The sequence below is a fragment of the Aminobacter sp. P4_H6_2 genome (genome assembly GCF_056400805.1).
In genome coordinates this window covers 1-26572 of record NZ_JBFUKO010000017.1, presented here as the reverse complement: position 1 = coordinate 26572, position 26572 = coordinate 1, and the positions used below count along the sequence as shown (strand labels likewise).

Annotated in this window: 26 protein-coding genes and 1 pseudogene; 10 read left to right on the top strand and 17 right to left on the bottom strand. The window is 63.3% G+C overall.

Annotation, left to right across the window (positions count from 1 at the left end; all coding sequences use genetic code 11):
* The coding region (locus AC1DUU_RS02975; RefSeq protein WP_476781925.1) for an SRPBCC domain-containing protein at window positions 1–404 on the bottom strand (404 nt) is incomplete at its 3' end.
* 50 nt (window positions 405–454) lie between these two features.
* On the opposite strand from AC1DUU_RS02975, the gene AC1DUU_RS02970 reads away from it, so the two are divergent.
* The gene (locus AC1DUU_RS02970; RefSeq protein ID WP_476781927.1) at window positions 455–778 is read left to right on the top strand and encodes an ArsR/SmtB family transcription factor; all 324 of its coding nucleotides are present in this window, start codon (window positions 455–457) and stop codon (window positions 776–778) included.
* Between the two features lie 40 nt (window positions 779–818).
* On the opposite strand, the gene AC1DUU_RS02965 is transcribed toward AC1DUU_RS02970, so the two are convergent.
* A complete protein-coding gene (locus AC1DUU_RS02965) occupies window positions 819–1163 on the bottom strand; it encodes a winged helix-turn-helix transcriptional regulator (protein ID WP_476781924.1) in 345 nt (114 codons plus the stop codon).
* 129 nt (window positions 1164–1292) lie between these two features.
* Here AC1DUU_RS02965 and AC1DUU_RS02960 point away from each other — a divergent pair, with 129 nt between their 5' ends.
* The 5 genes from AC1DUU_RS02960 (at window position 1293) to AC1DUU_RS02940 (ending at window position 5275) form a co-directional block, all read left to right on the top strand.
* Window positions 1293–2000 (top strand): glutathione S-transferase family protein, encoded by a 708-nt coding sequence (locus AC1DUU_RS02960; protein WP_476781923.1) that lies wholly within the window; start codon window positions 1293–1295, stop codon window positions 1998–2000.
* 166 nt (window positions 2001–2166) lie between these two features.
* Window positions 2167–2916: a YebC/PmpR family DNA-binding transcriptional regulator gene (locus tag AC1DUU_RS02955; RefSeq protein WP_476781922.1), complete on the top strand. Its 750-nt coding sequence runs from the start codon at window positions 2167–2169 to the stop codon at window positions 2914–2916.
* 102 nt (window positions 2917–3018) lie between these two features.
* Window positions 3019–3783 carry an RDD family protein gene (locus tag AC1DUU_RS02950; protein ID WP_476781921.1) on the top strand — a complete coding sequence of 255 codons (765 nt, stop codon included), beginning with the start codon at window positions 3019–3021 and terminating at the stop codon, window positions 3781–3783.
* Window positions 3780–4082, top strand: coding sequence for an Rdx family protein (locus AC1DUU_RS02945; protein ID WP_476781920.1), 303 nt, complete (start codon window positions 3780–3782; stop codon window positions 4080–4082). Before AC1DUU_RS02950 ends, AC1DUU_RS02945 begins: the two co-directional genes overlap by 4 nt.
* A 116-nt stretch (window positions 4083–4198) precedes the next feature.
* Window positions 4199–5275 (top strand): D-alanine--D-alanine ligase family protein, encoded by a 1077-nt coding sequence (locus AC1DUU_RS02940; protein WP_476781919.1) that lies wholly within the window; start codon window positions 4199–4201, stop codon window positions 5273–5275.
* Window positions 5276–5308: 33 nt separating this feature from the next.
* On the opposite strand, the gene AC1DUU_RS02935 is transcribed toward AC1DUU_RS02940, so the two are convergent.
* Window positions 5309–5794, bottom strand: a complete 486-nt coding sequence (locus AC1DUU_RS02935; RefSeq protein ID WP_476781918.1) for an anthrone oxygenase family protein — start codon at window positions 5792–5794, stop codon at window positions 5309–5311.
* The gene (locus AC1DUU_RS02930; RefSeq protein ID WP_476781917.1) at window positions 5791–6636 is read right to left on the bottom strand and encodes an NAD(P)H-binding protein; all 846 of its coding nucleotides are present in this window, start codon (window positions 6634–6636) and stop codon (window positions 5791–5793) included. Before AC1DUU_RS02930 ends, AC1DUU_RS02935 begins: the two co-directional genes overlap by 4 nt.
* 98 nt (window positions 6637–6734) lie before the next feature.
* On the opposite strand from AC1DUU_RS02930, the gene AC1DUU_RS02925 reads away from it, so the two are divergent.
* Window positions 6735–7355 (top strand): TetR/AcrR family transcriptional regulator, encoded by a 621-nt coding sequence (locus tag AC1DUU_RS02925; RefSeq protein WP_476781916.1) that lies wholly within the window; start codon window positions 6735–6737, stop codon window positions 7353–7355.
* 215 nt (window positions 7356–7570) lie between these two features.
* Here AC1DUU_RS02925 and rpmE read toward each other — a convergent pair whose 3' ends face one another.
* Window positions 7571–7792, bottom strand: a complete 222-nt coding sequence (gene rpmE, locus AC1DUU_RS02920; RefSeq protein ID WP_476781915.1) for a 50S ribosomal protein L31 — start codon at window positions 7790–7792, stop codon at window positions 7571–7573.
* 188 nt (window positions 7793–7980) lie between these two features.
* Here rpmE and AC1DUU_RS02915 point away from each other — a divergent pair, with 188 nt between their 5' ends.
* Complete coding sequence (locus AC1DUU_RS02915) at window positions 7981–9786, top strand: ABC transporter transmembrane domain-containing protein (RefSeq protein ID WP_476781914.1); 1806 nt, start codon at window positions 7981–7983, stop codon at window positions 9784–9786.
* A 12-nt stretch (window positions 9787–9798) separates the two neighbouring features.
* On the opposite strand, the gene AC1DUU_RS02910 is transcribed toward AC1DUU_RS02915, so the two are convergent.
* The 12 genes and pseudogenes from AC1DUU_RS02910 to AC1DUU_RS02855 form a co-directional block, all read right to left on the bottom strand.
* A complete protein-coding gene (locus AC1DUU_RS02910) occupies window positions 9799–10479 on the bottom strand; it encodes a nitroreductase family protein (RefSeq protein ID WP_476781926.1) in 681 nt (226 codons plus the stop codon).
* Window positions 10480–10569: 90 nt separating this feature from the next.
* The gene (locus AC1DUU_RS02905; RefSeq protein WP_476781913.1) at window positions 10570–14916 is read right to left on the bottom strand and encodes an autotransporter domain-containing protein; all 4347 of its coding nucleotides are present in this window, start codon (window positions 14914–14916) and stop codon (window positions 10570–10572) included.
* Between the two features lie 381 nt (window positions 14917–15297).
* Window positions 15298–15533 (bottom strand): annotated as a pseudogene (locus AC1DUU_RS02900) (FAD-binding protein); the annotation flags it as partial.
* 149 nt (window positions 15534–15682) lie between these two features.
* Entirely contained in the window at window positions 15683–17167 is a 1485-nt protein-coding gene (locus tag AC1DUU_RS02895) for a carboxypeptidase M32 (RefSeq protein WP_476781912.1), read from the bottom strand.
* 186 nt (window positions 17168–17353) lie between these two features.
* Window positions 17354–17761 carry a hypothetical protein gene (locus tag AC1DUU_RS02890; protein ID WP_476781911.1) on the bottom strand — a complete coding sequence of 136 codons (408 nt, stop codon included), beginning with the start codon at window positions 17759–17761 and terminating at the stop codon, window positions 17354–17356.
* A 956-nt stretch (window positions 17762–18717) separates the two neighbouring features.
* On the bottom strand, window positions 18718–19749 hold the full coding sequence (locus AC1DUU_RS02885; RefSeq protein ID WP_476781910.1) for a peptidoglycan -binding protein: 1032 nt from the start codon (window positions 19747–19749) through the stop codon (window positions 18718–18720).
* 1 nt (window position 19750) lies between these two features.
* Window positions 19751–20770: a MotA/TolQ/ExbB proton channel family protein gene (locus AC1DUU_RS02880; RefSeq protein ID WP_476781909.1), complete on the bottom strand. Its 1020-nt coding sequence runs from the start codon at window positions 20768–20770 to the stop codon at window positions 19751–19753.
* Between the two features lie 199 nt (window positions 20771–20969).
* Window positions 20970–21659 (bottom strand): PAQR family membrane homeostasis protein TrhA, encoded by a 690-nt coding sequence (gene trhA, locus AC1DUU_RS02875; protein ID WP_476781908.1) that lies wholly within the window; start codon window positions 21657–21659, stop codon window positions 20970–20972.
* A 72-nt stretch (window positions 21660–21731) separates the two neighbouring features.
* Entirely contained in the window at window positions 21732–22532 is an 801-nt protein-coding gene (locus tag AC1DUU_RS02870; RefSeq protein WP_476781907.1) for an inositol monophosphatase family protein, read from the bottom strand.
* Window positions 22533–22557: 25 nt separating this feature from the next.
* A complete protein-coding gene (efp, locus tag AC1DUU_RS02865) occupies window positions 22558–23124 on the bottom strand; it encodes an elongation factor P (RefSeq protein ID WP_476781906.1) in 567 nt (188 codons plus the stop codon).
* A gap of 103 nt (window positions 23125–23227) precedes the next feature.
* Window positions 23228–24352 carry a tetratricopeptide repeat protein gene (locus AC1DUU_RS02860; RefSeq protein ID WP_476781905.1) on the bottom strand — a complete coding sequence of 375 codons (1125 nt, stop codon included), beginning with the start codon at window positions 24350–24352 and terminating at the stop codon, window positions 23228–23230.
* 6 nt (window positions 24353–24358) lie between these two features.
* Window positions 24359–25006 (bottom strand): thiamine phosphate synthase, encoded by a 648-nt coding sequence (locus AC1DUU_RS02855; RefSeq protein WP_476781904.1) that lies wholly within the window; start codon window positions 25004–25006, stop codon window positions 24359–24361.
* Window positions 25007–25180: 174 nt separating this feature from the next.
* Between AC1DUU_RS02855 and AC1DUU_RS02850 the strand changes: the two genes are divergently transcribed.
* Both AC1DUU_RS02850 and AC1DUU_RS02845 read left to right on the top strand, forming a co-directional pair.
* Window positions 25181–25951 carry a sulfite exporter TauE/SafE family protein gene (locus AC1DUU_RS02850; protein ID WP_476781903.1) on the top strand — a complete coding sequence of 257 codons (771 nt, stop codon included), beginning with the start codon at window positions 25181–25183 and terminating at the stop codon, window positions 25949–25951.
* Between the two features lie 52 nt (window positions 25952–26003).
* Window positions 26004–26572 (top strand): AMP-binding protein (locus AC1DUU_RS02845; RefSeq protein ID WP_476781902.1); only part of this gene is annotated, 569 nt, incomplete at its 3' end.

The window sequence follows — 26572 nt, the reverse complement described above, 5'->3', positions numbered from 1 at the left end:
ACATAGGCCTTCATGGCCGAGAGCATCTGCGACCAGCCCTCGCAATTGCCGTAGGACGACTTTCGGCCGGCCGCGTCCTCGCGCCAGCCCTCCTCGGCGATGGTGACGAAGGTGCCGCCATCGTCGAGCGGCTCGAAGTTCATTTCAATGCGGGTCTTGTAGGCCGGCTTGACGGTGGGGCCGCTGCCGTCCCAGCGCAAGACGATGCGACGCTCGGGCACGACCTCGTCGACTTCGACCGGCACGGAGCCCCACCAGGTGACGGTGGTACCAGCGACCAAGGGTGCGCTGGCCCCGCCCAGCGTGGTGAAATAGCCGCTGAGCTTGGTGGGATTGACCACCGCGTCGAAAACCTCGGCCACCGGCTTGCCGATGCGGCCGGAAACCCTGAATCCAACAGACATTTTTGATCCTCCTGCTTGCATGTTTGAACCATATGTTATATTTTTATAACATGTCAAGCGAAGCGAAAGACGACCGCGTTTTCAAGGCCCTCGCCCACCAGCGCAGGCGCGAATTGCTCGACCGCATGAAGGACGCGCCGCAGACCACAGGCATGCTGTGCGACGCCTTTCCCGACATGGACCGCTGCACGGTGATGCAGCATCTGAAGGTTTTGGAAGAAGCCGATCTGGTGGTCGCCAGGCGCGAAGGCCGCGAACGCTGGAACCATCTCAATTCACTGCCGATCAAGCAGGTCCACGACCGCTGGATCAGCGAATACGCCACTCATGCGATGAGCATTCTCGACCGGCTGAAGCTCGACCTCGAGGGGTGAAAGCTTGGGCCTCCCCGAGGGAAGCGCCAAGTGTATCAGGTCAGGCGGCACTCGCCTTGCGCGCCTCGATGGCAGCGCCGTGCTCCTTGCCCCAATTCGCGAGCGGCCCAAGTGCATTGTCGAGCGAGATGCCAAGTTCGGTTGCTGAATATTCGACCCGCGGCGGCACCTGGGGGAACACCTCGCGATGAACCAGCCCGTCGGCCTCCATCTCGCGCAATTGCTGTATCAGCATCTTTTCGCTGATGTCGGGCACAAGCCGCTTCAACTCGCCGAAGCGGCGCGGCTCGGTGTGGACCAACCACAGGATCAGCGCCTTCCATTTGCCGCCAATGACCTGGAAGGCCGGGCCGAGGCCGCAACTTTCCGGCTGCGTCTTTGCCATGGGAATCCCTAATTCTTACTTTGAAGTCAGTACCTTACAAAATTGTATGTACTTGTTAGCGCAAATGCAATGCATAGGTTTCGTGCCATGCCGCGAAATGTTTCGCGGTCCGATCTCAAAGGACAAGACATGGAACCTGTACTCTTCTACGGCGTGCCGCATGGCTGCTCGTTCGGCTCGATCGTGGCGCTCGAATGGCTCGGCCAGCCCTACCGCCTGCACCGCATCGACATGCTGGCCGACAAGCCGGGCGGCGCCTTTGCCAAGGCAAGCCCGCTCGGACAGACGCCGGCTCTGCTCTTGGGCTACGGCGGCGGGCTTAGCGAAAGCCTGGCGATCCTGCACCACATCGCCGCGCGCGGCCTCGACAAGGGGCTTGGCTTCGCCCAGGGCAGCAAGGAATTCGATCAGCTGAACTGGATGCTATCATACCTGCACACCTCGTTTCACTCCGATCTCGGCTATGCCTGGAATGCCTTCAAGCTCGACAAGAACGACAAGGCTGGCCGCGAGCTGCTGCGCAAGATGGCGCGCGAAAAGGCCGCCAACGACTATGCCTATCTGCAATCCGTGCTCGAAGGCCGCGAATGGCTGGTCGGCGACCACAAGACGGTGGCCGACGCCTATTTCATCGGCATCGCACGCTGGGGCGAGGACCTTGGCCTGTTCGATCTCGCCAAGGAGTATCCACGCCTGCACCAGCATATGGCCAAGCTCGAAGCCGACCCGGCCGTGATCTTTGCCCATGCCATCGAAGACGAGACGCCGGCGACCTCGACTGGGGGCTTCCGCGGCCACACGACCATCAACGAGCTTTCGCTGCGTATCGCCGCATAACGTCTTGCCCTCCCGCCGCGGCGTCGTTGCGGGAGGGTTCTTGATTGGCGCAGCAGGGTTGAGTCACGATTTCGCGCATTCGGCAAAGGCCAAACGCTGGACGTATTGAGCCGATTTATCTATAACGCGGCCCATTCCAACACTGCCGAAGCGACACAGGGGTCCCATGGCCGGCCATTCACAGTTCAAGAACATCATGCACCGCAAGGGCCGCCAGGACGCGGTGCGGTCCAAGATGTTCTCAAAGCTCGCGCGCGAAATCACCGTTGCCGCAAAGACCGGCGCCCCCGACCCGACGATGAACCCGCGCCTGCGCCTGGCCGTCCAGAACGCCAAGGCCGTGTCGATGCCCAAAGACAACATCGCGCGCGCCATCTCCAAGGCCTCGATGGGCGATGCCGAGAACTACGAAGAAGTGCGCTACGAAGGTTATGGCCCCGGTGGCGTAGCCCTGATCGTCGAAGCACTGACCGACAACCGCAACCGCACCGCCTCCAACGTGCGCGCCGCCTTCACCAAGGCCGGCGGTGCGATGGGCGAAACCGGCTCGGTGTCGTTCATGTGGGACCGCGTCGGCGAGATCGTTTATGCCGCCAAGGCAGGCAACGCCGACAAGGTCATGGACGCGGCGATCGAAGCCGGCGCCGACGACGTGCAGTCGGACGAGGACGGCCACACCATCACCTGCGCTTTCGAAAACCTCGGCGAAGTCTCCAAGGCGCTCGAAAGCTCGCTCGGCGATGCCGAGTCAGTGAAGATCATCTGGAAGCCGCAGAACAACATTCCGGTCGACGAAGAGCGCGCCCAGTCGCTGATGAAGCTGGTCGGCACGCTCGAAGACGACGACGACGTGCAGAACGTCTACGCCAATTTTGAAGTCGACGAAGCAACGTTGGCCAAGCTCAGCGCGGCGTAACCAACAATATAATTGGCGCCTTTCGGAGATAGCCGAAGGGCGCCAATTGCGTTTCAGATTTGGATCGTTAAGCCTCATTTTCGGTGAGGGGAGACCATCCGGATGACAAGTATTGAGAGCGCTCCAGCGCGAGCGGGTTTCTGGCGGCGTGTTGGCGCGTTGCTGGTCGATGCGATCATCATATTGCTTCCGCTGCAAATCCTGACGGCAGTCTTGTTCGCGCAGACGCATGGCACGGTGCAGGGCAATTTCGGCATCACCACGAGGATCTGCGCGACGGTCGACCATCTGCCCGAAGGCTTGCAGCCACCTCCCCCGGCAAGCACCAATTCGATCACCGAATGCCGCAGCAGCCTTTTCGGCTTCGAGACGTCGCGCGCACTGTCGGTCGGCACGGTTGTTGAAGAGGGCAATACAACAACCGGCCGGTTCCTGACATACGCGCTTGACGCCGATGGCAAGCCAACGTCCCCGTTCGATATGACCTGGGTGGCCATGTTGGCGCTGCTGATCTACCTCGTCTTGATTGAATGGCGGCGCGGCGCGACGGTCGGCAAGCGCATCCTTGGAATGAGGACCATCGACACCGCCGCGCCCTCTCAAATCGGCATCCCGCTGCGCAAGGCGATCACCAGGCAATTGGCGATGTGGATTGGAACGATCCCGGCATTCCTCGTGATGATCAAGATACTGTTTCTCAGCGACGACCCACTGAACGCGATGTCCGGCGATGCCTTCTGGCTAGCATTCATTGTCGCCTTCACGATCGAGATCGCATGGTTCATCTGGATCATCGTTTCGGTTTCCAAGAAGCGCGATCCGATCTATGACCGCATCGCTGGAACGAGCGTATTGAGGACCAGATGACCCTCCCCCAGATCCGCATCACCTACTGCACCCAATGCATGTGGCTTCTGCGCGCCGGCTGGATGGCGCAGGAGCTGTTGTCGACCTTCGGGGCCGAGCTTGGCGAGGTGGCACTGGTGCCGGGCACTGGCGGCATCTTCACGGTGACCTGCAACGACAAGCTGATCTGGGACCGCAAGCGCGACGGCGGCTTTCCCGACGCAGCCCAACTCAAGCAGCTGGTGCGCGACGTGATCGACCCCGAGCGCGACCTCGGCCATTCCGACCGCAAGGGCCACAAATCCAAGGACAATGGCTGAGTGCCGCAAAAGCCGCCTAAACCCTGAAACGGCGCCACAGATAAGTTCGAATTGCTGAGCAAGCAGAACATCGCGCCGCGACATGGCGCATACCAGCGGCAGAGCGGAAAGCATCCATGACAACAAGACCACGCATCGCAGTTCTTTTCGGCGGACGCTCCTCCGAGCACGACGTCTCGCTCATGTCGGCAAGCAACGTCGTCAAGGCTATCGACGCCTCCAGATACGAGGTCGTGCCCATCGGCATATCCCGCGACGGGCGCTGGTTCCTGGCCGAACTCGACCACGACGGCGCGCTGCCCAAGACCGTGCCCGCCGATGGCACCGAGGTGGTGCTGGTGCCGGGCGGCAAGGGACGGCTGATCGCCCTGCCCGCCGGCGAAACGCCGTTCGAACTGCCCAGGGCCGATGTGCTGTTTCCGGTGCTGCATGGCCCGTTCGGCGAGGATGGCGCGGTGCAAGGTCTCGCCGAGGTGGCCGACATTCCTTATGTCGGCTCCGGCGTGCTCGGCTCTGCCAACGCCATGGACAAGGACGTGGCCAAGCGGCTGATGAACCAAGCCGGGGTGCCGGTGGCTCGCGGCGTGACCGTGCATTTCGGTGACCGGCCCACTTTCGACGCCATCAAGGCCGAGCTCGGACTGCCTGTTTTCGTCAAGCCGGCGCGGCAAGGCTCATCCGTCGGCGTCAGCAAGGCGGAGACGGCGGAGCAGTTGGACAAGGCGCTGGCGGAGGCCTTCAAGTATGACCGCAAGGTGCTGATCGAGGAGTTCGTTGCCGGCCGCGAGGTCGAGTTCGCCGTGCTCGAGGCGCCCGACGGCCAGCTCTCCGTTTCCGTGCCGGGCGAGATCGCGCCGGCGGCGAGCCACGGCTTCTACACCTACGAGGCCAAGTACATCGATGCCGACGGGGCGGCCCTGCGCATCCCGGCGGAACTGCCCGAGCCGGCCACGGCCAAGCTGCAGGAGGTCGCCCGCCGCGCCTTCCTGGCACTCGGCTGCGAAAGCATGGCGCGCGTCGACTTCTTCGTGAAGGCGGATGGCTCGGCGCTGGTCAACGAGGTCAACACCATCCCCGGCTTCACCAACATCAGCATGTATCCGAAGACGATGGCGGCCTCGGGCGTTTCCTACCCCGATCTCGTCGGCCGGTTGATCGAGCACGCGGTGGCGCGCTGGAAGCGCCAGGCTTGAAACAGCAAAGGCCGGGTCATCCTGGCCTTTTGGCTATGCAGCGCGGAAGGCCATGACGAACGACGCCAGCGACACGAGGCAGGCGACCGCACGCACGTGGTTCCAAGGCAGCCACTCCTTGAGATAGCGCGCCCACATCGCGGCTCCATCGGCGCTTGCGGGATCAACCGCGGCGAGCGCGTCATTGAGCGGCACATTGAAGACCACCGTCACCAGGAAGCAGCCTATGAGATAGGCGACGCTGCCGATGAGCAGCCATGCCGAGCCCGTCTCGCTCCAGCCGAAGATCGCCTTGGCGGCGAGCACCAACGACAGGACTGCGAGCCCCATGAACACCGCCATGAACAGCGGATTGATGATGGTGACGTTGATCTGCTGCATGGCGGCGATGCCTTGGGCGGCGGGCAGCGGGGCAAAGGACGCCATGATGGTGTTGGAGAAGATGAAGAACAGGCCAGCCGCGATGCCACCGCCAAGGGCTGCGACAAAGACGAGCGCGGTGAACAGCAGCGCGATCATTGTGCGCCTCCCAACACGCCCGATGCTGCGACGGCCCTGGCAAAGTCGCGGAAGTCGCGCGCGGGCCGACCGAGTGCCTGTTGCACGCCATTTGACAGATGCGCGTTGCGGCCGTCCAACACCTCGGTGAACAGCATCATCAGCAGCTCGATAAGATCAGGCGGCAGCTGCTGGTCGGCAAGGTTTGCCGCGAACTGCTCGGGCGTCACCTTGATAAAGCGGATGTCGCGGCCGCTCGCCTTGGCGATCTCGGCAATCGCATCGCCGAAGGTCAGCAGACGCGGTCCTGTGAGTTCGTAGAGCTGGCCGATGTGGCGGTCATCGGCGAAGGCAGCGACTGCGGCGTCGGCGATGTCGTCGGCATCGACGAAGGGCTCGCCAACCGGACCCACCGGCAAGGCGACCTCCCCAGCCAGCAGGGCGTCGAGCATGAAACCCTCACTGAAATTCTGCATGAACCAACTGCAGCGCAACACAGTCCAGTCAGCGCCGGATTGCCTGACCCTTTCTTCCGCGCGCTGTGCCTCGGGTTCGCCGCGGCCGGACAGAAGAACCAGCCGCTTCACGCCCATGCCGACGGCGAGGTCGGCGAAGGCACCGATGGCTTCAGCGGCACCCGGCGCCGCAAGGTCGGGATAGTAGGAGATATAGACGGCGCCGACGCCCTTGAGCGCCGATGCCCAGCTCGCGCGGTTCTCCCAGTCGAAGGAAGGGATGGCACTGCGCGAGCCGATGCGGACGGGAAGCCCCCGTACCACGAGCTGCTCGGYGATGCGCCGTCCGGTCTTGCCGGTACCGCCAAGAATGAGAATAGGCTTCGTGGTGTGTTCGGCAACTGTCACTTTGGCCTCCTTCACAAATATGAGCATTACTCACATTTGCAAATGTGATAAACCCTCATATTATGACCGTCAAGCAGAATCGTTGCGGGCCGGATGCCATGGAAATCGTGGAAGAGAACAAAGCCCTGCGCCGTGCGCCGAGCCAAAAGCGCAGCCAGGAACGCGTCGAACGCATGCTCGAGGCGGCGAGCGCGCTRATCTCGGAGGGCGGCAGCGATGCGATGCGGATGGGCGAAGTGGCCGAACGCGCCGGGGTGTCGATCGGTTCGCTCTACCAGTATTTTCCCGACAAGGGCGCGATCATCCGCACCCTGGCCGAGCGCTACAATGCCGAGGGCCGCGCCTGTATCGCCGAAGGCCTTGCTGGTCCCCACGACACGCTGGGGCTCATCGCCGCCTTCGGCGCGCTGATCGATACCTATTACGGCATCTTTCTCGCCGAGCCTGTCATGCGCGACATCTGGTCGGGCACCCAGGCCGACAAGGCACTGCGCGACATCGACCTCCGCGACAGCCGCGCCAACGGTGCGCTTTTGGCTGAGGCCTGGCTACGCGTTAGGCCGCAGGCGGATGCGGCAGACGTCGAGCGCAAGGCCTTTTTGATCATGTCATTGGGCGAAGCCACCATGCGGCTGGCCATTTCGGTCGAGCGCGCGGAGGGCGACGATCTGGTGGCCGACTACAAGCGCATGGCGCTGCGGGAGATCGAAGCGCTGTAGGTCGCCTGCTACCGTGAGACAGCCCCTCACCCTTACCCTCTCCCCGTAATGACGGGGAGAGGGGGGCGTCAACGTCGCGGCAGAGTCCCTTCTCCCCGTCCCTCACGGGGAGAAGGTCCCGGCAGGGGGATGAGGGGCAGCAAAAGCGCCCTGCTTCAAGCAACAAAAAACCCGCCACAAGGGCGGGTTCTTGATAACAAGCGAAACGGGTCGGCTTAGATGCCGAGGCCTTCGTAGCGCTTCTTGAACTTCGACAGACGGCCGCCGCGATCGAGCAGGTTGTGGTGGCCGCCGGTCCAGGCCGGGTGCGTGGACGGATCGATATCGAGGTTCATCGTATCGCCTTCCTTGCCCCAGGTGGAGCGGGTCATGTAGTCGGTGCCATCGGTCATGACGATCTTGATGGCGTGGTAGTCGGGATGGATGGAGGCTTTCATCGCTCTGTTCCTGCTGTCATGGCGCGGCTTGCGCAGGTATCCTGCGGCGATGCGCCTCTTTCGAAAATTCGAAGCCACGGCTAGATAGGCCACGGCTTCAGAAACGGTCGGCGTGCCTATACATCAGCCGATTTCGAATCACAAGGCCGCGCAGCCGGCAAATGGGCCGCGACCGAGAAGGAAACACGATGGCGAACACCACAACGGCCGCAACCCAAGAGCGCCGGCGTTCGCTGCGCCCGCTGAGCCGGCTCTCGCCCTATCTCTACCGCTATCCCAGGCTGGTGGTTGGCGCGATCATTTCGCTGGTGGCCGCCGCCGTCACCACGCTGACGCTGCCGATCGCCGTGCGCCGGATGATCGATCACGGCTTCTCCAGCGCCGATTCGAACTTCATCGCCAAATATTTCGCCATGCTGGTGGGGATTGCCGCCTTGCTCGCACTGGCCTCGGCCTGCCGCTACTATTTCGTCATCACGCTGGGCGAGCGCGTCGTCTCCGACATCCGCCGCGACGTCTTTTCCCATGTCACCTCGCTGTCTCCCGCCTTCTTCGACACGGCGATGTCGGGCGAGATCGTCTCGCGGCTCACCGCCGACACCACCCAGATCAAGTCGGCCGTAGGTGCCACGGCATCAGTCGCGCTGCGCAACCTCATATTGTGCCTGGGCGCGCTCACCATGATGGTGGTAACGAGCCCCAAGCTGTCCAGCCTTGTGATTGCCGCCATCCCGCTGGTCGTGGTGCCCCTGGTCGCCTTCGGGCGCTCGGTGCGGCGCAAGTCGCGCGCAGCGCAGGATACGCTTGCCGACGCCACAGCCTTCGCCAGCGAGCAGATCGGAGCGATCCGCACGCTTCAGGCCTTCACCAATGAAAGACTGGTCACGGGTAAGTTTGCCGCCGCTGTCGAGACGGCCTTCGCCGCCGCCCGCTCCTCGGTGCTGGCGCGCGCGGTGCTGACCTTTTTTGCGATCTTCATCATTTTCGCTTCGGTCGTGGCGGTGCTGTGGTTCGGCTCGCGCGACGTACTCGAAGGCACATTGTCGCCAGGCACGCTCGGCCAGTTCCTGCTCTATTCGGTGTTCGCAGCCGGCGCCATGGGCAGCCTGTCGGAAGTCTGGGGTGATTTGAGTTCGGCTGCCGGTGCCGCCGAACGCATCACCGAGATCCTGGCTGAAAAGCCGACTGTCGCCGCACCGGCCTCGCCGGTCGCCCTGCCGGCCAAAAGCAGTGGCGCGATCGAATTCCGCGACGTGACCTTCTCCTACCCTGTCCGGCCCGACCGGGCCGCGGTGCACGGTCTGAGCTTCACGGTAAAGCCAGGCGAGACGGTGGCCATCGTCGGCCCGTCAGGAGCGGGCAAGAGCACCGTCTTCTCGCTGTTGCTGCGGTTCTACGATCCCGAGGCCGGCGCGGTCCTGATCGACGGCGTCGACCTCCAGAAGGCCGATCCGCAAGCCGTGCGCGACCGCATCGCGATCGTGCCGCAAGACGTCACCATATTCGCCAGTACGGCGGCAGAAAACATCGGCTTTGGCCGGCCCGGCGCATCTCGCGCCAAGATCGAGGCCGCGGCCAAGGCAGCCCTTGCCGACGGCTTCATCGAAAAGCTACAGGACGGCTACGAAACGCAAGTCGGCGAACGCGGCGTGACGCTGTCCGGCGGCCAGCGCCAGCGCATCGCCATCGCGCGCGCCATCTTGCGCGACGCGCCGATCCTGCTGCTCGATGAAGCGACCTCCGCGCTCGACGCCGACAGCGAAAGACAAGTGCAGATCGCGCTCGAGCACCTGATGCAGGGCCGCACCACGATCGTGATCGCGCATAGGCTGGCGACCGTGCTCAAGGCCGACCGCATCCTGGTCATGGACGGCGGCGCGATCGTCGAGGAAGGCACGCACCAGAGCCTTGTCGCCAAGGGCGGCATCTATGCGCGCCTGGCCAAGCTGCAGTTCGACGCCGGCGCCGACGCCTTCAAGGGCGCCGCGGAGTAGGCTGGCCAGCCCTCACAAAAACGTCGCGATCTCCGACAGCGGGCGCTTGTCCATGGCGTGCACGGGAATCGTGGCACCTTCCTTGGGGTAGCCAACAACCATCAGGATGTAGGGCTTGTCGTGCGGGTCGCGGCCGCAGATCTCGTTGAGGAAGCTCATCGGATTGGGCGTGTGCGTAAGCGTGGCGAGACCGGCGCGGTGCAGTGCCGCGATCAGGAAGCCGGTGGCGATGCTGACCGATTCCGGCACGTAGTAGTTCTTGCGCGTCACACCATCCGCCGAACGGCTCTTGCGCTCACCGAAGACGCAGATCAGCCACGGCGCCTCTTCCAGGAACGGTTTTGACGCATCGGTTCCGAGCGGCGCCAGGGCCTTGAGCCATTCCTCGCCGGCACGGCCCTCGTAGAAGGCGCGTTCCTCGACCTCCGCCGCCTCGCGGATCCGGCGCTTGATATCGCCGTCGCCGATGACGGCGAAGTGCCAGGGCTGGTGGTTGGCGCCGTTGGGCGCCGTGCCGGCAGCCATGATGCAGGTCTCGATGATATCGCGCGGCACCGGCCGCGTCGAGAAATCACGCACGGTGTGGCGCGTCCTGATCTCGTCGTAGAACGACTGCGCGCCGGCACGCATCTCCTCGACCGGTATTTCCTGGTAGTCGGGCAGCGGAACGGTGCGGTATTGAGCAACTGGCATGTTCATCAAAGCAACTCGCGGCAAAAGTGACGTCAAAGAACCGGCACATTCGGCAAAATGGCCGGCATCGTCAATCGCCAGAGTACAAGCCTAGAACTTCACCACCAGGCCGGCGTTGACGCCATGTTCCTGCGCGCTGTTGGCGATCTGGCCGGTGTAGCTCAGGCCAAGGCTGGCCTTGGGCGAGATCGCGACGTCGAACCCGGCTTCGAGCAGCAGGGCATTGCGGGCGATCGGCGTGCCGTAGACGGCGAAGCTGTCGCTGCCGGCAAAGGCAACAATGCTGCTCGGGTTGACGTCGCCGAAGGCGTGGCGCCAGCCCAGCCCACCGCGGACAGCGGCGGTGGTGTCACCAAGGCTGACGTCGGTTGCAGCACGCAGGCCGAGCGTCGTGGTGGTGGCATTGAAACTCGTGTGTGCGCTTGAAAGGGCTGCTGCTCCGCCCGTCTCGGAAAATGCGTCGGTCGAGGTGCTTACGTAAGCGAGGCCGGCGAACGGCTCGAAGGCGAGCCGGCCCTTTTCGACCCGGTAGCCCGCCTCGACAAAGGCCTGCGCGGTGCCGGCGTCGTAATCGGCATTCAGTGTTTCGCTCAGGCCGGGGAACGACACGTTGCGGCTGGTTTCAACGGCGTGCCAGCTGTAGGCAACCCCGGCACGCAGGCCAAGCGCACCCCAGTCGCGACCGCCATAAGCACCGAGATGGAAGTTGTCGCTCGAACCGGACGAGGCGCGACCGTCGGCGTCGAAACTGGTGCGGCTGTAACCGGCGAGCAAGCCGAGCCTTAAGCCGTCGCCAACGAAAGTATCGCCACCGGCAAGCATGCCACCGGTGTTCTGCTCGAAACCGGCGGCGTTGCCGTCACCGTCGACCGAACGCCAGTTGCCGAGCGCCTGGCCCCAGGCGACGAAGCGGTCGCTGTCGGCGGCGACGAATTCGGCACCGCCTTCGCCATAGGCCATGACTGGTAGCGACGATGCTGCAACATCACCGAATGCCGAGCAGATGCGGTTGGAGGCGACATCGCGCAGCTGGCCGCTGGCCTCGATGAAGCTGCCCGAAAGCGAGGCATGGACCTCGCCGGAGAGCGCGTTGAGTGCAGCCCGCACCTGGTTTTCGCCGGTCGACAGGATCAAGGCGGCGCGGATCGGATTGTTCAGGGCGAGGCCGTCCACCGCCGAGCCTGATGCAATCTGGTTGCGGCTTTGGCCGACATCGCCGACCGAAATGTCGTTGCGGCTTAGCGACAACGTCACGTCGTTGCCGTCGCCACCGGTGTAATTGATGTGGTGGTCGAGGAAGACCAGCTTGTTGAGGTCACCAACGGAGGCGAAGGTGCCGGCTACCGCCTCCGTGCCGTCATTGGCGATCAGCACGAAGGGGCCGTTGAGCACGTTCCATGCGGCGCTGGTGGGCGGCGACAACAGCAGGTTGAGCGCAGCCCCCGAAATGTCGACGGTGCCGTTGACGTTGAGCCTGTCGGTGCCTGATGGCGTCGCCTCGACCTCGAACACGCCGTGATTGGCATAGTTGCCGTTGATCGTCTGGGTGCCGACAGAATTGCCGGCGCCATGAGTGGCACCGGCATTGACCGTGACATTGCCGCCGATGGCACCGGTGCCGCCGAGCCGGGCGCCCGACTTGACCTCGACCGGGCCGAGGATCGAACCAACGCCGCCGACGCCAACGACCAGCGTGCCGGCCTCGACGCTCGTGCCGCCTGTGTAGGTGCTGGTACCGGAAAGGGTCAATGTGCCGGTGCCGGTCTTGACCAGCTTGCCGCCGGTGCCGCCGCCGTCACCTCCGTCCTGTATCATACCCTCGATCAACTGGCTGCCGCTCAGACCGCCAAGAGTCAGCTGCTTTGAACCAAGCAAGACATCGCCGGCGCCCTGAAGTGAACCGATCGACAGCCCCGAGGCGGTGAGGCGCGATATGTCAACGAGGCCTCGTGAATTGTTGGTGATCGACGCGGTGTCGGCGGTTGCGGTGTGGCGAAACAACACGCGCCCGCTTGAATTGTTGATGATTCTGGCCTGTCCGGCGCGGCTTGCATTGCGGAAGATGGTGTCGCCGCGATTGTTGACGATCGTGGCCTGGTCCGCCGTCGCGTCGTCCTGGAAGGTCGTGTTGGTACCTGCTTCGTTGGTGATGTTGGCCCGCCCGGCCGAGCCGTTGGATTCGAAAACCGTGCCACCGTCGCCGCTGTTGGTGATAACGGCCTGACCAGCAGTGGCATCCTGGGAAAAGGCCACCTTGCCCGAGGCGTTTGTGATGGTAGATGACCCGGCGGTGGCACCTGCGAATTCGACGGAAGCGTACCAATTGACATTGATTGTCGCGGTCGACGCGGTACTACCCGCCAAAAACCGGATGGAACCGCCATCACCGACGTTGGGGTCATTGCTCGAGGCGGCGGTAAAATGAAGCGAGCCGGCGCTGGTGCCGTTCGCAAAATTCAGTGTAGTAAGATTCCCCGCACTGGATGGGCCGACGGTCACCTGTCCGCTGCCTAGCGCACCGGTTGCGGCAACATTGACAGTGCCAGCTTCGATCTTGGTGCCGCCGGCGTAGGTGTTGACGCCCGATAGCGTTAGCGTGCCGGTGCCGGTCTTGGTCAGACCGCCCGCGCCGGTCAGCGTGCCCCGATAGCTGGTATTGGCGTTCTGATCGACGGTAAGACCAACCGCCCCCATATCCACTGTGCCGCCGCTACCCGACAGCGCCGACATGATGAGGTTGTAGCCATTCAGGTCGAGTATTCCGCCATTGACGGTATATGCGCGGCTGACGCCAAAGGCGCCTGCGTTGCCGGCCCGCAGCGTGCCGCCACCCACCGTCCAGTCCTGTGTTCCGATGCCGCTCAATGTCCAGGTGCCGCTACCGCCCTTCTCGAAACGCTCGAAACCCTGGAACGGGCCGGACGGGCCGATACGGGAGAGGTCGAATATGGCGGAATCCGAACCGTTGAGGAGAAAGCCGTTGCCGGTGCCCTGAGCCACAACGTTGCCGTTGAAGATGGAACCGCTGAAGATGACGAGTGTGTTGTTGTTGCCTGTCAGTTCGACTGCGTTGGCGCGGGTCGTACCATCGCCGTTGAGGCCGCCCGAAATCGTGCCGGAATTGCTCAGCCACAGGTCATTGGCTGTAATGCGTACGCCCACGCCCCCGGCGCCATGCCATTGGCTCGTGGTACCGGCATCCATTCCATAGACCCCGCCATTGCCACCTGTGATGGTGCCGGAATTGCTGATCTGGGCAGAGCCTGGATTGTTCTCGAAGACGATACCGTCGCCACCGGCGCCGCCGCCTTTGGTGAAGGTGCCTAAGTAATCCGACTTGCCACCATCACCGCCGGTGATCGTACCGCTGGCCTCGTTAGCGATTGCAACGTCCCTGTCCCAGCCCGGAGCGCCATACATGCGGATGCCGGCGCCACCGTCGCCACCGCGGCTGGGGCCTTCGGCACCAGCCCCTCCAACGATCATGGCCTGATTGAGGTGCCTTCCCCCATTGGCGAGCACACCTGCGCCACCAGCGCCACCGGCACCTGGATCCGTTGTAAACACGATCGCAACGCCACCCTGCCCGCCGGTAATCGAGCCGCTGCGATTGGTGAGGCTGCCTCCGTCAACAAGGAAGAGGCCGGCGCCACCGCCGCCGCCGTAGCCACCTGCCCCGCCGGCACCGCCTTCGATGATGGCACCGTCATTGTTGAAGATGTCCGAGAAATACTGGAGGACAAGACCGACGCCACCGCCGCCGCCGCCGAAACCGAATTCTCCTCCCTTGCCGCCAGTGACAAGATACCGGGGCAGCGAAAATGTTGACGCGCCGGACAAATAGACACCGGCCCCGCCGCCGCCCCCGCCGCTACCCCAGCCCCAGGAAACATCGCCGGATTGGCCATTTTCCCCGGCTCCGCCCCAGGAAGAGAGACCCGGATACTGCTGCCAATTGGACGGCCAGTAATTGCCTGATCCGCCCGCCCCGCCAGTACCGCCAGTACCTGGTCCCGACGACGAATTAAGCGGTGCCGAACCGCCGCCGCCGCCACCCTCCCATGGGTTGCCGCGGCCGCCAGCAGCACCACCTTTTCCAGGAGTACCGTTATTGGCAACGCCGCTGTCCTGGCCGGGCAGACCGCCATCGCCACCGGCCCCGCCCGCGTGTCCGGGGTGAGCGGATGAACTGGCGCCGGCGCCACCGCCGCCGCCACCGACACCGCCTGCGCCGCCGAGGACTACCGCACCGGGCCAGTCCGGACCGCCGCCGCCCGCACCGCCGCCGCTGGTAATGGGGCCACCCGCCTGAGCGGCAGACAGCGTGCCGATCAGTATGACTAGCACCGGCATGCTGGCCAGCGCCGCTTTGTTCGCGCCCGCCGTCGCTCGCGCAAGCAGCACGCCGGCGCGCCCAATGCCGCGCCATCCCGACATCCGCCGCTGCGCCGATATCGGGAAACGTTCAATCTCACAAGCGGTTGAAAGGGCCGTCGTTGCGAGAAGTACCTTAATTATGAATCGCATGATGCCCCATTGCTCGCTGTGCCGGCAAACTGTCACAGTGCCCATTGAACCCACAGCATCATCCAGCTCCCGCCGCCGCGTCGCTTACAATGCCGGCGCAGCCTGCTTGGCAGATGGCGGCCGAATTTTTAGATTGCGCAAACGGTAATGAAAATACGGCAGGTGGCGTAGTTCGACACGGCATGGCCGAGAAACGGCACACGGTGCCTCGGCACCACAAGCGGCCACGCACGGTCAATGGCACGAGACGCTACGGCCGCCGATGCACCGCTGCAGCCAGGGGTAGCTGGACTACCGCGCCACGTGCCTGCCGGCGCTGCGGTCGGAGAAGATGCAGCCGCCGAGGAATGCGTCTTCGAGCGCGTTGTAGCCGTGATAGCCACCGCCGCCGAAGCCGGCGACCTCGCCCGACGCATAGAGGCCGGGGACGGGTTCGTCATCGGCGCCCAGCCGCCCAAGGTCTTGCCTGTCCGCACGTTGAGGCGGACGGCGATCAGCGGGCCGTTCTGGGGATCAAGGATCTTGTGCGCCCCTCATCCGCCTGTCGACACCTTCTCGCCGTGAATGACGGGGAGAAGAGACACTGCCGCAACGCTAACGCTCTCTCCCCGTCCCTCATGGGGAAGGGCAAGGGTAAGGGGCAGCTTGTCCGCAGCGAACCGGCGAGGAGGATCAATCAGGCCCCGTAGCGCTTCTTCAGATGCGTGGTGAAATGCACTGCATTGAGCTTTTCGCCGGTGGCGCGTTCGAGCAGTTCGGGCGTCGACCACAGCGATGCCTGCGACCAGATGTTGTCGCGGCGCCAGTTGTTGACCGTCTCGAAATGGCCGCGCGCGATCTCATCGTCGACCAAAGGATGCGCCTTGCTCAGTGCTGCCCATTGCTGGGCCGCCATCATCGCGCCCAGTGTATAGGACGGGAAATAGCCGAAGGCGGCACTTGGCCAGTGCACGTCCTGCATCGGGCCGTCGGCCGGGTTGTCGATGGTCGACAGGCCAAGATATTCGCGCATCTTGGCATCCCATGCCTCGGGCAGGTCCGACACCGACAGGCGGCCCGAGACAAGCTCCTGCTCCAGCTCGTAGCGCAGGATGACATGCAGCGGATAAGTGACCTCGTCGGCGTCGACGCGGATCAGGCCGCGCTCGACATGGTGCACATGCGGCAGGATTTCGTCCATCGACCAGCGCTCGCCAAGGTGCTGTTCGACCAAGGGCAGCGCCCAGCGCCAGAAGGACGGATTGCGGCCAAGCTGCTTTTCGACGAACAGGCTCTGGCTCTCATGCACGGCCATGCCACGCGCCTTGCCAAGCGGCCAGTGTGACCAGGCCTCGGGCAGGTTCTGCTCGTAAAGCGCATGGCCGGTCTCGTGCAGCACCCCCATCAGCGCGGACAGGAAATCGGAGGTCTTGTAGCGCGTGGTGATGCGCACGTCGGACGGCACGCCGCCGCAGAAGGGGTGGTGCGACACCGACAGGCTGCCGCGCGTCAGGTCGAAACCGACAGCGCCCATCATGGCAAGCCCAAGTTCGCGCTGGCGCTCGATGGCGTAGATGCCGGACAATGCGCGCACCGGGGTTTTCGCCTGACGCTCTGCCTGGACGGCCAATGCTTCGGGCACGAAGTCTTTCAGGAAGGCCTTGAGGTCGGTGAAAACAGGCGTGATATCCGCAGTGCGGTTGCCCGGATCATATTGCTCCATCAGCGCGTCGTAGGGGGCGAGGCCAAGCGCTTCGGAACGCAGGGCCGCTTCCTCGCGGACAAGCGCCACGATGCCTTCGAGCGCCGGCTGGTAACCAGCCCAGTCGTTCTTGGCGCGCAGGTCGCGCCACAGCTGTTCCGAGCGAAGCCGGGCGGAGGTCTGGCGTTCGACGAACTCCGACGGCAGACAGGTCATGTTGGTGTATTGGCGGCGGAATTCGCGCAGGGCGAAAACCTGTTCTTCGTTCAGTGCCTCCGTCTCGGCGGCATCGATCCAGTCGGCGATCTCGGGCGCGGTGGCCTGGCGGTGGTGCATGCCGGCGAGTGCCGAAAGCGCCTCCGCGCGCTTGGCGCCACCTCCAACAGCCATGTGCGTCGCCTCGTCGGCACCCAAAATGGCAAGCGCGTGTTCCAGCGCTTCGAGCTTGCGGCCGAGTTCGTCGAGCTTTGCGAAGGACATGGTGATTCCTCTGTCTCAAAATCGCGGCGAGAGGATACCAATCCGGTCACAATCGCAAGACAGTTCGAATGGACCAGCCCTTGCGGGGACGGCAAGTTGCGCGCACTTTGGCTTGGCTGGTAGCCGACGCAAAAAGTGCGCCCCCGGATCGCTCCGAGGGCGCAAGGCTTGGAAATTCACTGGTTGTCAGCGGCCGGCGTCGTGGCTGATCTGGCCATCGAGGCTGGAGACCTCCGACTGAAGCTGACTGTACGTACCTGCAGACAACATGCCGCCATAGCCTGCGTCGCTCACGGCAGTTCGGCGTATCGCTGCGTCCTCGCCCCTGAGTTGGCGCGCCTCGGCTGTGCTGATCCGCTTCATATGCCGATCGTTGGCAATGCGGGCGTCGTCATTGCGCAGTTCGGTGAGGATAACGCCAACCGGGTGGACCTGTGGCTGTCCTGAAATTGGCAATTGCGAACCCGTGACATCACCGCCACTAGGGGAACCTTGAGTCTGGGGCCCCATCTCATGGTCCCTTGCAAGGGCGGAGGCCATCGGAGCGGAGATGAGGAGTGCGGCAAGCGCCGCCTTGAACATCATAGAGCGCATGTCTTGCGTCTCCTAGAACTGTGGGGCGGCTTTCGCCCCAGCATTGCGATCCGTCTAGAAACGTCGAGTCACGGTGGGAGGCCATCGCCGGCGTTTCTCGGACTGCATCTGGAGTCTAGGTCACGCTCCGAACGAAGCATAATTAAGAAAAAATAATTTTTGGATCCGCCACAAGGACCACGATTGCGGCACACTGGCCACAAACCAGCCACACATGGGGCAGGCACGTTTCACACGAAATCTTGATCTGGCGTGAGGTGAGCTTGATATCGATGCGGCGGTTGTTGGCGCGAGTGACCAGTGCTGCCCTGGAAGTCTTCAGGCATCGCCATCAAGTGCCCGAACGACAAGGAGGAGACTACCACAATGGCAGCCCCCTCCAATTGGTTCATATACAGATACAGCTTTTGATCAGCACCTTGTTGTTATGGGTTTCGGCGCAGGCCGAAACCCGGCAGATCACCGCGACGTCGGCGCACAATACCAGGCAGCATGCCCCGGCATGCAAGCCGAGCGCGGCTGGCCGGAGATCGGCAGTTGCGACCCGGTATTGTCGTTTTCGCCCAGGCTCTGTGATGCTTCACGCGAATGCGACCGTTCGTGACCACCGCCGGCGTGATCGTGTCCACCGCGCGCGAATGCGGTGGCCATAGGAGCGGAAACGAGGACTGCAGCTAAAATCGCTGTAAATGCCATAGAGCGCATTGTTGCGACTCCTGAAAATGCCGGGCGGCGAACCGCCACAGCGCTAGCTGTCCGTCAAGAAGCGTCGAGTCGTGGTGGGAGGCCGTCATCGGCGTTTCCCGGACTTGAACCCGGATTATAGATCTGGCGGAGGCCGGAGCAAAATTAAGAAAAAGTAATTTTGGAGTTTACTCGATCTACCCCAGTCAGGGCTGGAAACATCGAGCCGATGCCCTATGTACAAATGGCCAATTCGTTCACGAAATCTTGATTCACCGTTCCGTGAGCTTGAGTTCGATACGGCGGTTCTTGGAACGTGCCTCGGCGGTGTCGCTTTCGTCAAGCGGCTGGAACTCGCCAAAGCCAGCTGCGACGAGACGGTTGGCCGGAACGCCGTTTTCGATCAGGAACTTGACCACCGAGGTCGAGCGCGCCGAAGACAGCTCCCAATTGTCGCGATAGCGGCCCGTGCCGGACAGCGGGATGTTGTCGGTGTGACCATCGACACGCAGCACCCAGTTGATCTCCGGCGGGATTTCCTTCTGCAGCTCCAAGATGGCGTCGGCGAGTTTTTTCATCTCGCCCTTGCCGGCCTCGTTGATCTGCTCGGAGCCGGTCGGAAACAAGACTTCCGACTGGAACACGAAACGATCGCCGACAATGCGGATGTTTTCGCGGTCGGACAGGATCTCGCGCAGGCGGCCGAAGAAGTCGGAACGGTAACGGTTGAGTTCCTGCACGCGCTGGGCCAATGCGACGTTCAGGCGGCGCCCGAGATCGGCGATCTTGGTATTGGATTCCTTGTCGCGGGTCTCTGAAGCGTTGAGCGCGTCTTCGAGCGCGCCGATCTGCCGGCGCAGGGCCGAGATCTGCTGGTTGAGCAACTCGACCTGGCTGAGTGCGCGCTGGCTGATCTGGCGCTCACCTTCGAGCTCTCCGGTCAGCGAACCAATGCGCGCGTTGGCCTCGGCACCGGCGCCCGAGCCTTGGGAGAGCAATTGCTCAAGCCGGCTTTTCTCGCTCTCGGCAGCCGACAGGGACGCCTGCAGATTGGCGAGCGCATCCTCGGTGTCCTGGGTGTTGGAGCGTTCGAGCGCCAAAAGCTGGGTCAACTCATTGATCTGCGAATTGAGCCGGGTCAGCACCTGGTCCTTGCCCGAGATTTCGCGGCTGAGCAGAAACTGCGCCAGCACGAAGACCGAGAGAAGGAACATGATGGCCAAAAGCAGCGTCGACAAAGCGTCGACGAAACCGGGCCAATAGTCGATGCGGCGGTCGCCGCGCCGCCCGCGCGCCAATGCCACCTTAGTGCACCCCTTCCTTCTTCAGGGCGTCGGCGATCTTTTCCAGCGTAATGCGCATCGCCTTTTGCTCGTCCGACTGCGCCTCGACCCAGTCGCGCATGATCTGCTGCTCGGAGCGCATGTTCTTGACCAGGCCGGAGATGCCGTCGGCCAGATTGGCCATGGCAGCGGCAACGCGCGGGTTCGACCCGCCGTGCTCCTGCATGTTGCGCAAGCGCTCGGACAGCACGCGGATTTCGTCGGAAGAGTCGTTCTTGGCATCAGCTACGACCATGTCGGAGGATAGGTCGGTCACGCTGGAGAGCCAGTTTTCCAACTCGGTGTAAAAACGCGTCTGGGCGCGCCCGGCCTGGAGGTCGAGGAAGYCGAGCACCAAGGAGCCGGAGAGGCCGAACAGCGACGACGAGAACGCCGTGCCCATGCCTTGCAGAGGTGCTGCAAGGCCAGCCTTCAGCGATTCGAGCACGGCAGAGGCGTCGCCCGTGCCGGGATCGAGCGACTGGATGGTTTCGCCGATCGAACCGATGGTCCCCAGCAGGCCCCAGAAGGTGCCAAGCAGGCCAAGGAAGACCAGCAGGCCAACGAGATAACGCGAGACATCGCGGCTTTCGTCGAGACGGGTGGCGATGGAATCGAGCATCGTCCGCATCGAGTTGGTTGACAGCGCCATCGCCGAGGAACGGCCAAGCATCGCCTTCATCGGCGCGAGCAGCACCGGGTGCGTGGCTTCGGAGCCGGCGCGGAAGGAGTTGACCCAGCGCACTTCGCGGAACAGGCGGCCGACCTGGACAAAGGCGAGCCCGATACCGATGACAAGCACGCCGATGATCAGGCCATTGAGCCCGGGATTGGTGACGAAAGCGCTGGAGATCTGACGCGTCAGGATCGCCGCGATGAAGGCGACAATCGCCAGGAAGATGATCATCGTCAGCAGGAACACCTGCGGAGAGGACAGGCGGTGCGGATCGTAGTTCAGCACATCGGAGCCTTTGCCCACCCCGAGAGATTTCAACAATGCCATCGGCGCCCCGGTTCTAGTTCCCTGCAATTGGAGCCCGCGTATCCGTTCGGACGCGCATGGGTGATTCCATCGCTTTGAAGTCTACGCGCCGCACTTTTGGGAAGTTTCGGCGCGATGCGTTAGTGGACTACGACTGTAAGCGGAAATGTGACGAAAATGAAAGACGCTTGCGCGCCCCGCCCCTTCGATCGCGTTGCAATCAGAGCCGCGCCACCACAAGGAGGTCGATCATCGCCGCGACATGCAACCCAGCGCCGGTGATGACGAAGCTATGCCAGACGGCACTTTGGAAGCGCAGCCGCTGCCAAGTGTAGAAGACCACGCCGCAGGAATAGACCATGCCGCCGGCAAACAGCAGCCACAGCGTGGCGGATGGCAAGGTGGCGATCAGCGGGCGCAGGATGACGACCCCGCTCCAGCCCATTGCGAGATAAAAGGCGATCGCCAGCCGGTCGAGCCGTCCGGGCAAGAAGAGCTTGATCGCCATGCCGGCGATGGCCGCCGACCAGACGATTCCGGCCATCAAGCTTGCAGTGACACGATCGTCTAGCTGGACGAGGAACGGCGTGTAGGTCGCGGCGATCAGCAGGTAGATGCCGGCATGGTCGAAGCGGCGCAGCACCCATTTTGCCGGCGAGATCGGCCACAGATTGTAGACGCACGACACCGACAGCACGGTGAGCAGCGCCACCACGAAGACCACTGCGGCGAGATATTCGCCGGTGGCGGTGTGGGAGGCGGAGATCGCCAGCAGCACCGATCCGGCGGCGACGGCAAGCACGATGCCAATCGCATGGACGATGCCGTCGGCAATGAGTTCCGCACGCGAATGGGTGAAGCGCCCGACAAAGGGCACAGCAATCTCAGGCTTGCGGTGATTGTCCGTCATGATCCGTCCCTGCGCGGCCCTTAATATGGGCAGCAGCACGGAACGAAGGCAAGAAGCCTGCGACGCGGCGGATCAGCGCGGCGTAACCGGCCGCTTCAGCGTCTTGATGAGCGCGCGGTGGATGGTTTCGTTGCCGGCTACAATCGAGCCGCCATCGAGCATGTCCTGGCCGCCCTTGTCGTCGGAGACAAAGCCGCCGGCTTCACGCACCAGAAGGATGCCGGCAGCGACGTCCCAAGGCGACAGCGCGGTTTCCCAGAAACCGTCCATGCGTCCGGCAGCGACGTAAGCAAGATCGAGTGCGGCCGAGCCGAGACGGCGGATGCCCGCGACTTCGCCCATGACGTTGCGCAGTTCGAGCAGGAAGTTGCCGTGATGACCGCGACCGAGATGCGGCATGCCGCAGCCGATGACGGCATCCGACAGCTTGGTGCGGCCGGAAACGCGCAGGCGGCGATCGTTGAGGAAGGCGCCACCACCGCGCTCGGCGGTGTAGAGCTCGTCCATCGCCGGGTTGTAGATGACCGCGGCGACGATCTGGCCCTGACGTTCCAGCGCGATCGAGATCGAAAACACCGGAATGCCGTGCAGGAAGTTGGTGGTGCCGTCGAGCGGATCGACGATCCAGCGGTGCTGGTCGTCCTCGCCGGGGACAACGCCGCGCTCTTCCATCAGGAAGCCGTAGCCGGCGCGCCCCTTCGACAGCTCGGCAAACAAAATGTCCTCGGCCTTGCGGTCGGCCTGGCTGACATAGTCGCCCGGGCCTTTCAGCGAGACTTGCAGGTTTTGCACTTCGCCGAAGTCGCGAGACAGCGAGCGGCCGGCCTTCATAGCGGCCTGCACCATAACATTTAGGATCGCTGAACGCGCCATGATCTAGAACTTTCCGTTGCCGTGCTCAGTCCGCGCGGCGGACGTAGGTGAGCTCGTTGGTGTCGACAATGATGCGCTCGCCCGAAGAAATAAAGGGCGGCACAAGCACGCGGACGCCGTTTTCCAAAACTGCCGGCTTGTAGGACGAAGCAGCCGTCTGCCCCTTCACCACCGGATCGGCTTCGCTGATCGTCAGCGTCACCTGGTCGGGCAGCGCGATACCGATCGGACGCTCGTCATAAAGCTCGACCGTGACCATCATGCCGTCCTGAAGGAACGCGGCGCGATCGCCGACGAAATCCTTGAGCAGCTCGAGCTGTTCGTAGCTGGCAGTGTCCATGAACACCAGCGCATCGCCCTGCTCGTAGAGGAACGAGAAGTCCTTCTGCTCGAGGCGGACCTTTTCGACCGTCYCGGCCGAGCGGAAACGCTCGTTGAGCTTGGTGCCGTTGATGAGGTTCTTCAGTTCGACCTGATTGTATGCACCGCCCTTGCCGGGCTTGACGTGATTGGTCCTGACCGCCACCCAGAGGCCGCCGTCATGCTCGATGACGTTGCCGGGACGGATTTCGTTGCCGTTGATCTTGGCCATGGTTGGGTTCCGGAAGAGAGGTTTGCGCCGGAAGGGGCGCTATCGGCGCCTCCAAGACCACAAAACGGCTTTTTAGGCAAGAGAAGTCGCGATTTTCGCGATATCAGCGAATGCGGTTTGCGCGCTCCAGCGCCTGTTTCATCTCGACATCGGTCAGGCCGCGCAAGAAGTCGTCCATCTCCGGATCATTAAGCCCGGCGCGCCGAGCATTGATGTACCAGGCCGCGGCGAGAATGGAATCGGGATCGACGCCGATGCCGCCCATGTAAAATTTAGCGAGACGGTTCTGGGCGGCAACATTGCCGCCATCAGCCGCGAGCTTCATCCAGCCGAAAGCCGACTTCAGATCACGCTCGCCGCCGCGCCCGTCGGCCATCCAAAGCCCGAGGTCGAACTGGGCCGAGTCATAGTTCTGCCTTGCGGCGCGCACGAGCAGCAGGCGTGCCTGCTTGTCGTCGCGGCGCTTGCCGCCAACGCCGTTGGCATAGACCTCGGCCATGGCATATTGCGCATCCGCAAGCCCTGTCGCCGCCGCCCGTTCATAATAGGGAACTGCCTTTTCCAGGCCCTTGCCCCCCGGCTCGCGCTGCACCAGCATCTGGGCGTAATTGAACTGGGCGAGGCGGTTGCCGGCTTCCGCCGCCGACTGCATCAGGGCGCTGGCAGCCTTGTCGTCGCGGGTGACATAACGCCCGTCGAGCAGCAACAACGCATACTGGAACTGCGCTTCGGCAACGCCTTGCTCGGCGGCGCGCTCGTACCATTTGGCCGCTTCGCCATCATTGCGCGCCACGCCCAGGCCCCGCGACAGGATTTCGGCCACCAGGGTCTGCGCGGCAGCATCGCCAGCCTCGGCGCGCGGCAGCGCCAGATTGTAGGCCGTCATGTAGAGGCCACGCTGGAACGCGCCATATGCCTCATCGGAAGGCTTGCCGCCAAAACGATTTGGGTCGATGCCATCAGGCGCCTTGGCTGCCGGATTGGCACCGAGATCGGGGGCTCCCGCCGGCGCCGGAGCGGCAACAGGCGCTGGCAGTGGCGCGGGCGTCCTGTCCAGCGGCATGGGCGCTGGGCCGAAGCGGTTGGGATCGATGGGGTCGATCACCTTGCCGAGCGAAGGAACCGCACCATGGTCGGACGGCGGAATCGGTGCGCTCTCGACAGCAATCGCGGGCTCGAGCCCAAAGCCCAGGCACAGCAAAGCGGCGAGAAAGCGCGAACGATTCATTGATGGCTACTCCTCGAAGCGCGGCGCGGTTTCGTCGAGCAGCGCATTGGCGCGGGCCACCGCCTCGCGCGGGTCGATGCCTTCGCCGAACACCGCCGACGATAAGGCAACAAACTCGACGCCTGTTTCCGCAACCGCCTGCACTGAAGCGATGTCGGAGCCGGCCATGACGATGCAGGGAATCTCGATCATCTCGGCCCACCACTGGCCAAGCGAAAGGTTGCGCGAATGCGGCTCAGGCTTGTTGTCGTAACCGAAGCGACCAAAGAAGATGTAATCGGGCCGCTCCTCGCCAAGTTCGAGCGCATCGTCGCGCGTCTTGGCGCCGCCGACGCCGACCATCATGCGCTCCTGGTAGTGTTCGACGGCTTCGGCCAGCTCCGCCTTCTTGCCTTCGATATGAATGCCGTCGGCCTGGACGCGGCCGGCAACGCGGGTGTCACCAGCAACGACCACGGCCACGCCGGCCGCGCGTGCGGCGACGGCTACCTTTTCGGCAAAGCTCTGGAACGAGGCTTCATCGACGCCCTCGCCCGGAAGGATGAGTGAAGCGACGTCGCCGCCGGACAAAGCCGCCTCGACATCCCCGGRCGAAACCGTAGGCGGCGCGATCAGCACGATGCGGCAGCGTTTGGGCGGCTTGTTTGCGTTCATGTTCTTCGATCCGGGTGCTTGACGCCTATGCAAGGCGATCATGTTTGCATTGGGGCATAGAACAAAGTGCCGCCGTTGAACAGGACGCGCGGCACTGCCCAAGCATATCAAAAGATTGGCGCGGCACTCGCCAACATCCAGCGATCCAGCTATCTCCGGGGAGAAAGGTCGCCCATGACTTCGCTTCTGCTTGATCCATGGTTTTACGCCGCCGCCGTGCCGGCGGTGATTCTCGTCGGCCTGTCGAAGGGCGGCTTTGGCGGTGCGGTCGGGTTTGTCGGCGTGCCGCTGATGGCGCTGGTGATCTCGCCGGTGCAGGCGGCGGCGATCCTGCTGCCGATTCTCATCTTGATGGACGTGGTGTCGCTGTGGACGTGGCGCGGCGTCTTTGACCGCACGATCCTCTGGCAAATGCTGCCGGGGTCGATCATCGGCATCGGCATCGGCTGGCTGACGGCATCGGTGGTGACAGCCGACAATGTACGTTTCATCGTCGGCGCCATCGCCTTCGCGTTCGTGGCGCGCTGGCTCTACACCAGCATCCGCCACGGCGCCGACCACAAGGCCGAGCCGAACCGCATCGCCGCCGCCTTCTGGGGCTCGATTGCCGGCTTCACCAGCTTCGTCGCCCATGTCGGCGGCCCGCCCTTCCAGGTCTACACGCTGCCGCTCAGGATGGACCCAAAGGTGCTCACCGGCACAAGCGTCATCTTCTTTGCCGTGACAAACGCCATCAAGCTGGTGCCCTACTTCGCGCTTGGCCAGTTCGGCACAGCCAACCTCGCCGCCTCGCTGGCTCTGATGCCGCTAGCGCCCTTGGCGACACTCGCCGGAGCCTGGCTCGTCAGGCGGATGCGGCCGGAGATCTTCTACCCCTTCACCTACGCCACGGTGGCAATCGTGGCGCTGAAATTGCTCTATGATGGTGTGGTCGACTTTCTGTGAGGATGACCGGGCTCGGGCGAACTAGATTCGCAGCGACAAGGGAGAAAACGTCATGGGAAAATACGAGGAACACCTCGACAAGAACCCAGCCAATCACCAGCCGCTGACGCCGCTGAGCTTTCTCGAACGCGCGGCCAAGACCTTTCCCGACCAATTGGCCATCATCCACGGCAGCCAGCGCACAAGCTATCTTCAATGGTGGCAGCGTTCACTGAAGCTTGCCTCAGCACTGGCCAAGCAAGGCATCGGCAAGGGCGACACGGTAACGGTGATGCTGTCCAACACGCCGCCGATGTTGGAAGCGCATTTCGGTGTGCCGATGACCAAGGGCGTGCTTCATTCCCTCAACACGCGGCTCGATGCGGCGATCATTGCCTTCCAGCTCGACCATGCGGAGACAAAACTTCTGATCGTCGATCGCGAATTCTCAAGCGTGGTAAAGGAGGCGCTGGCGCTGGCCACGGTGAAGCCGCTGGTGGTCGACTATGATGATCCCGAATACCCCGCAGATGCCCCCTACCCCAAGGGCGAACGCATCGGCGCCATCGACTACGAGGACTTCGTCGCATCGGGTGACCAGAATTTCGCCTGGTCGATGCCCGACGACGAATGGGACGCGAT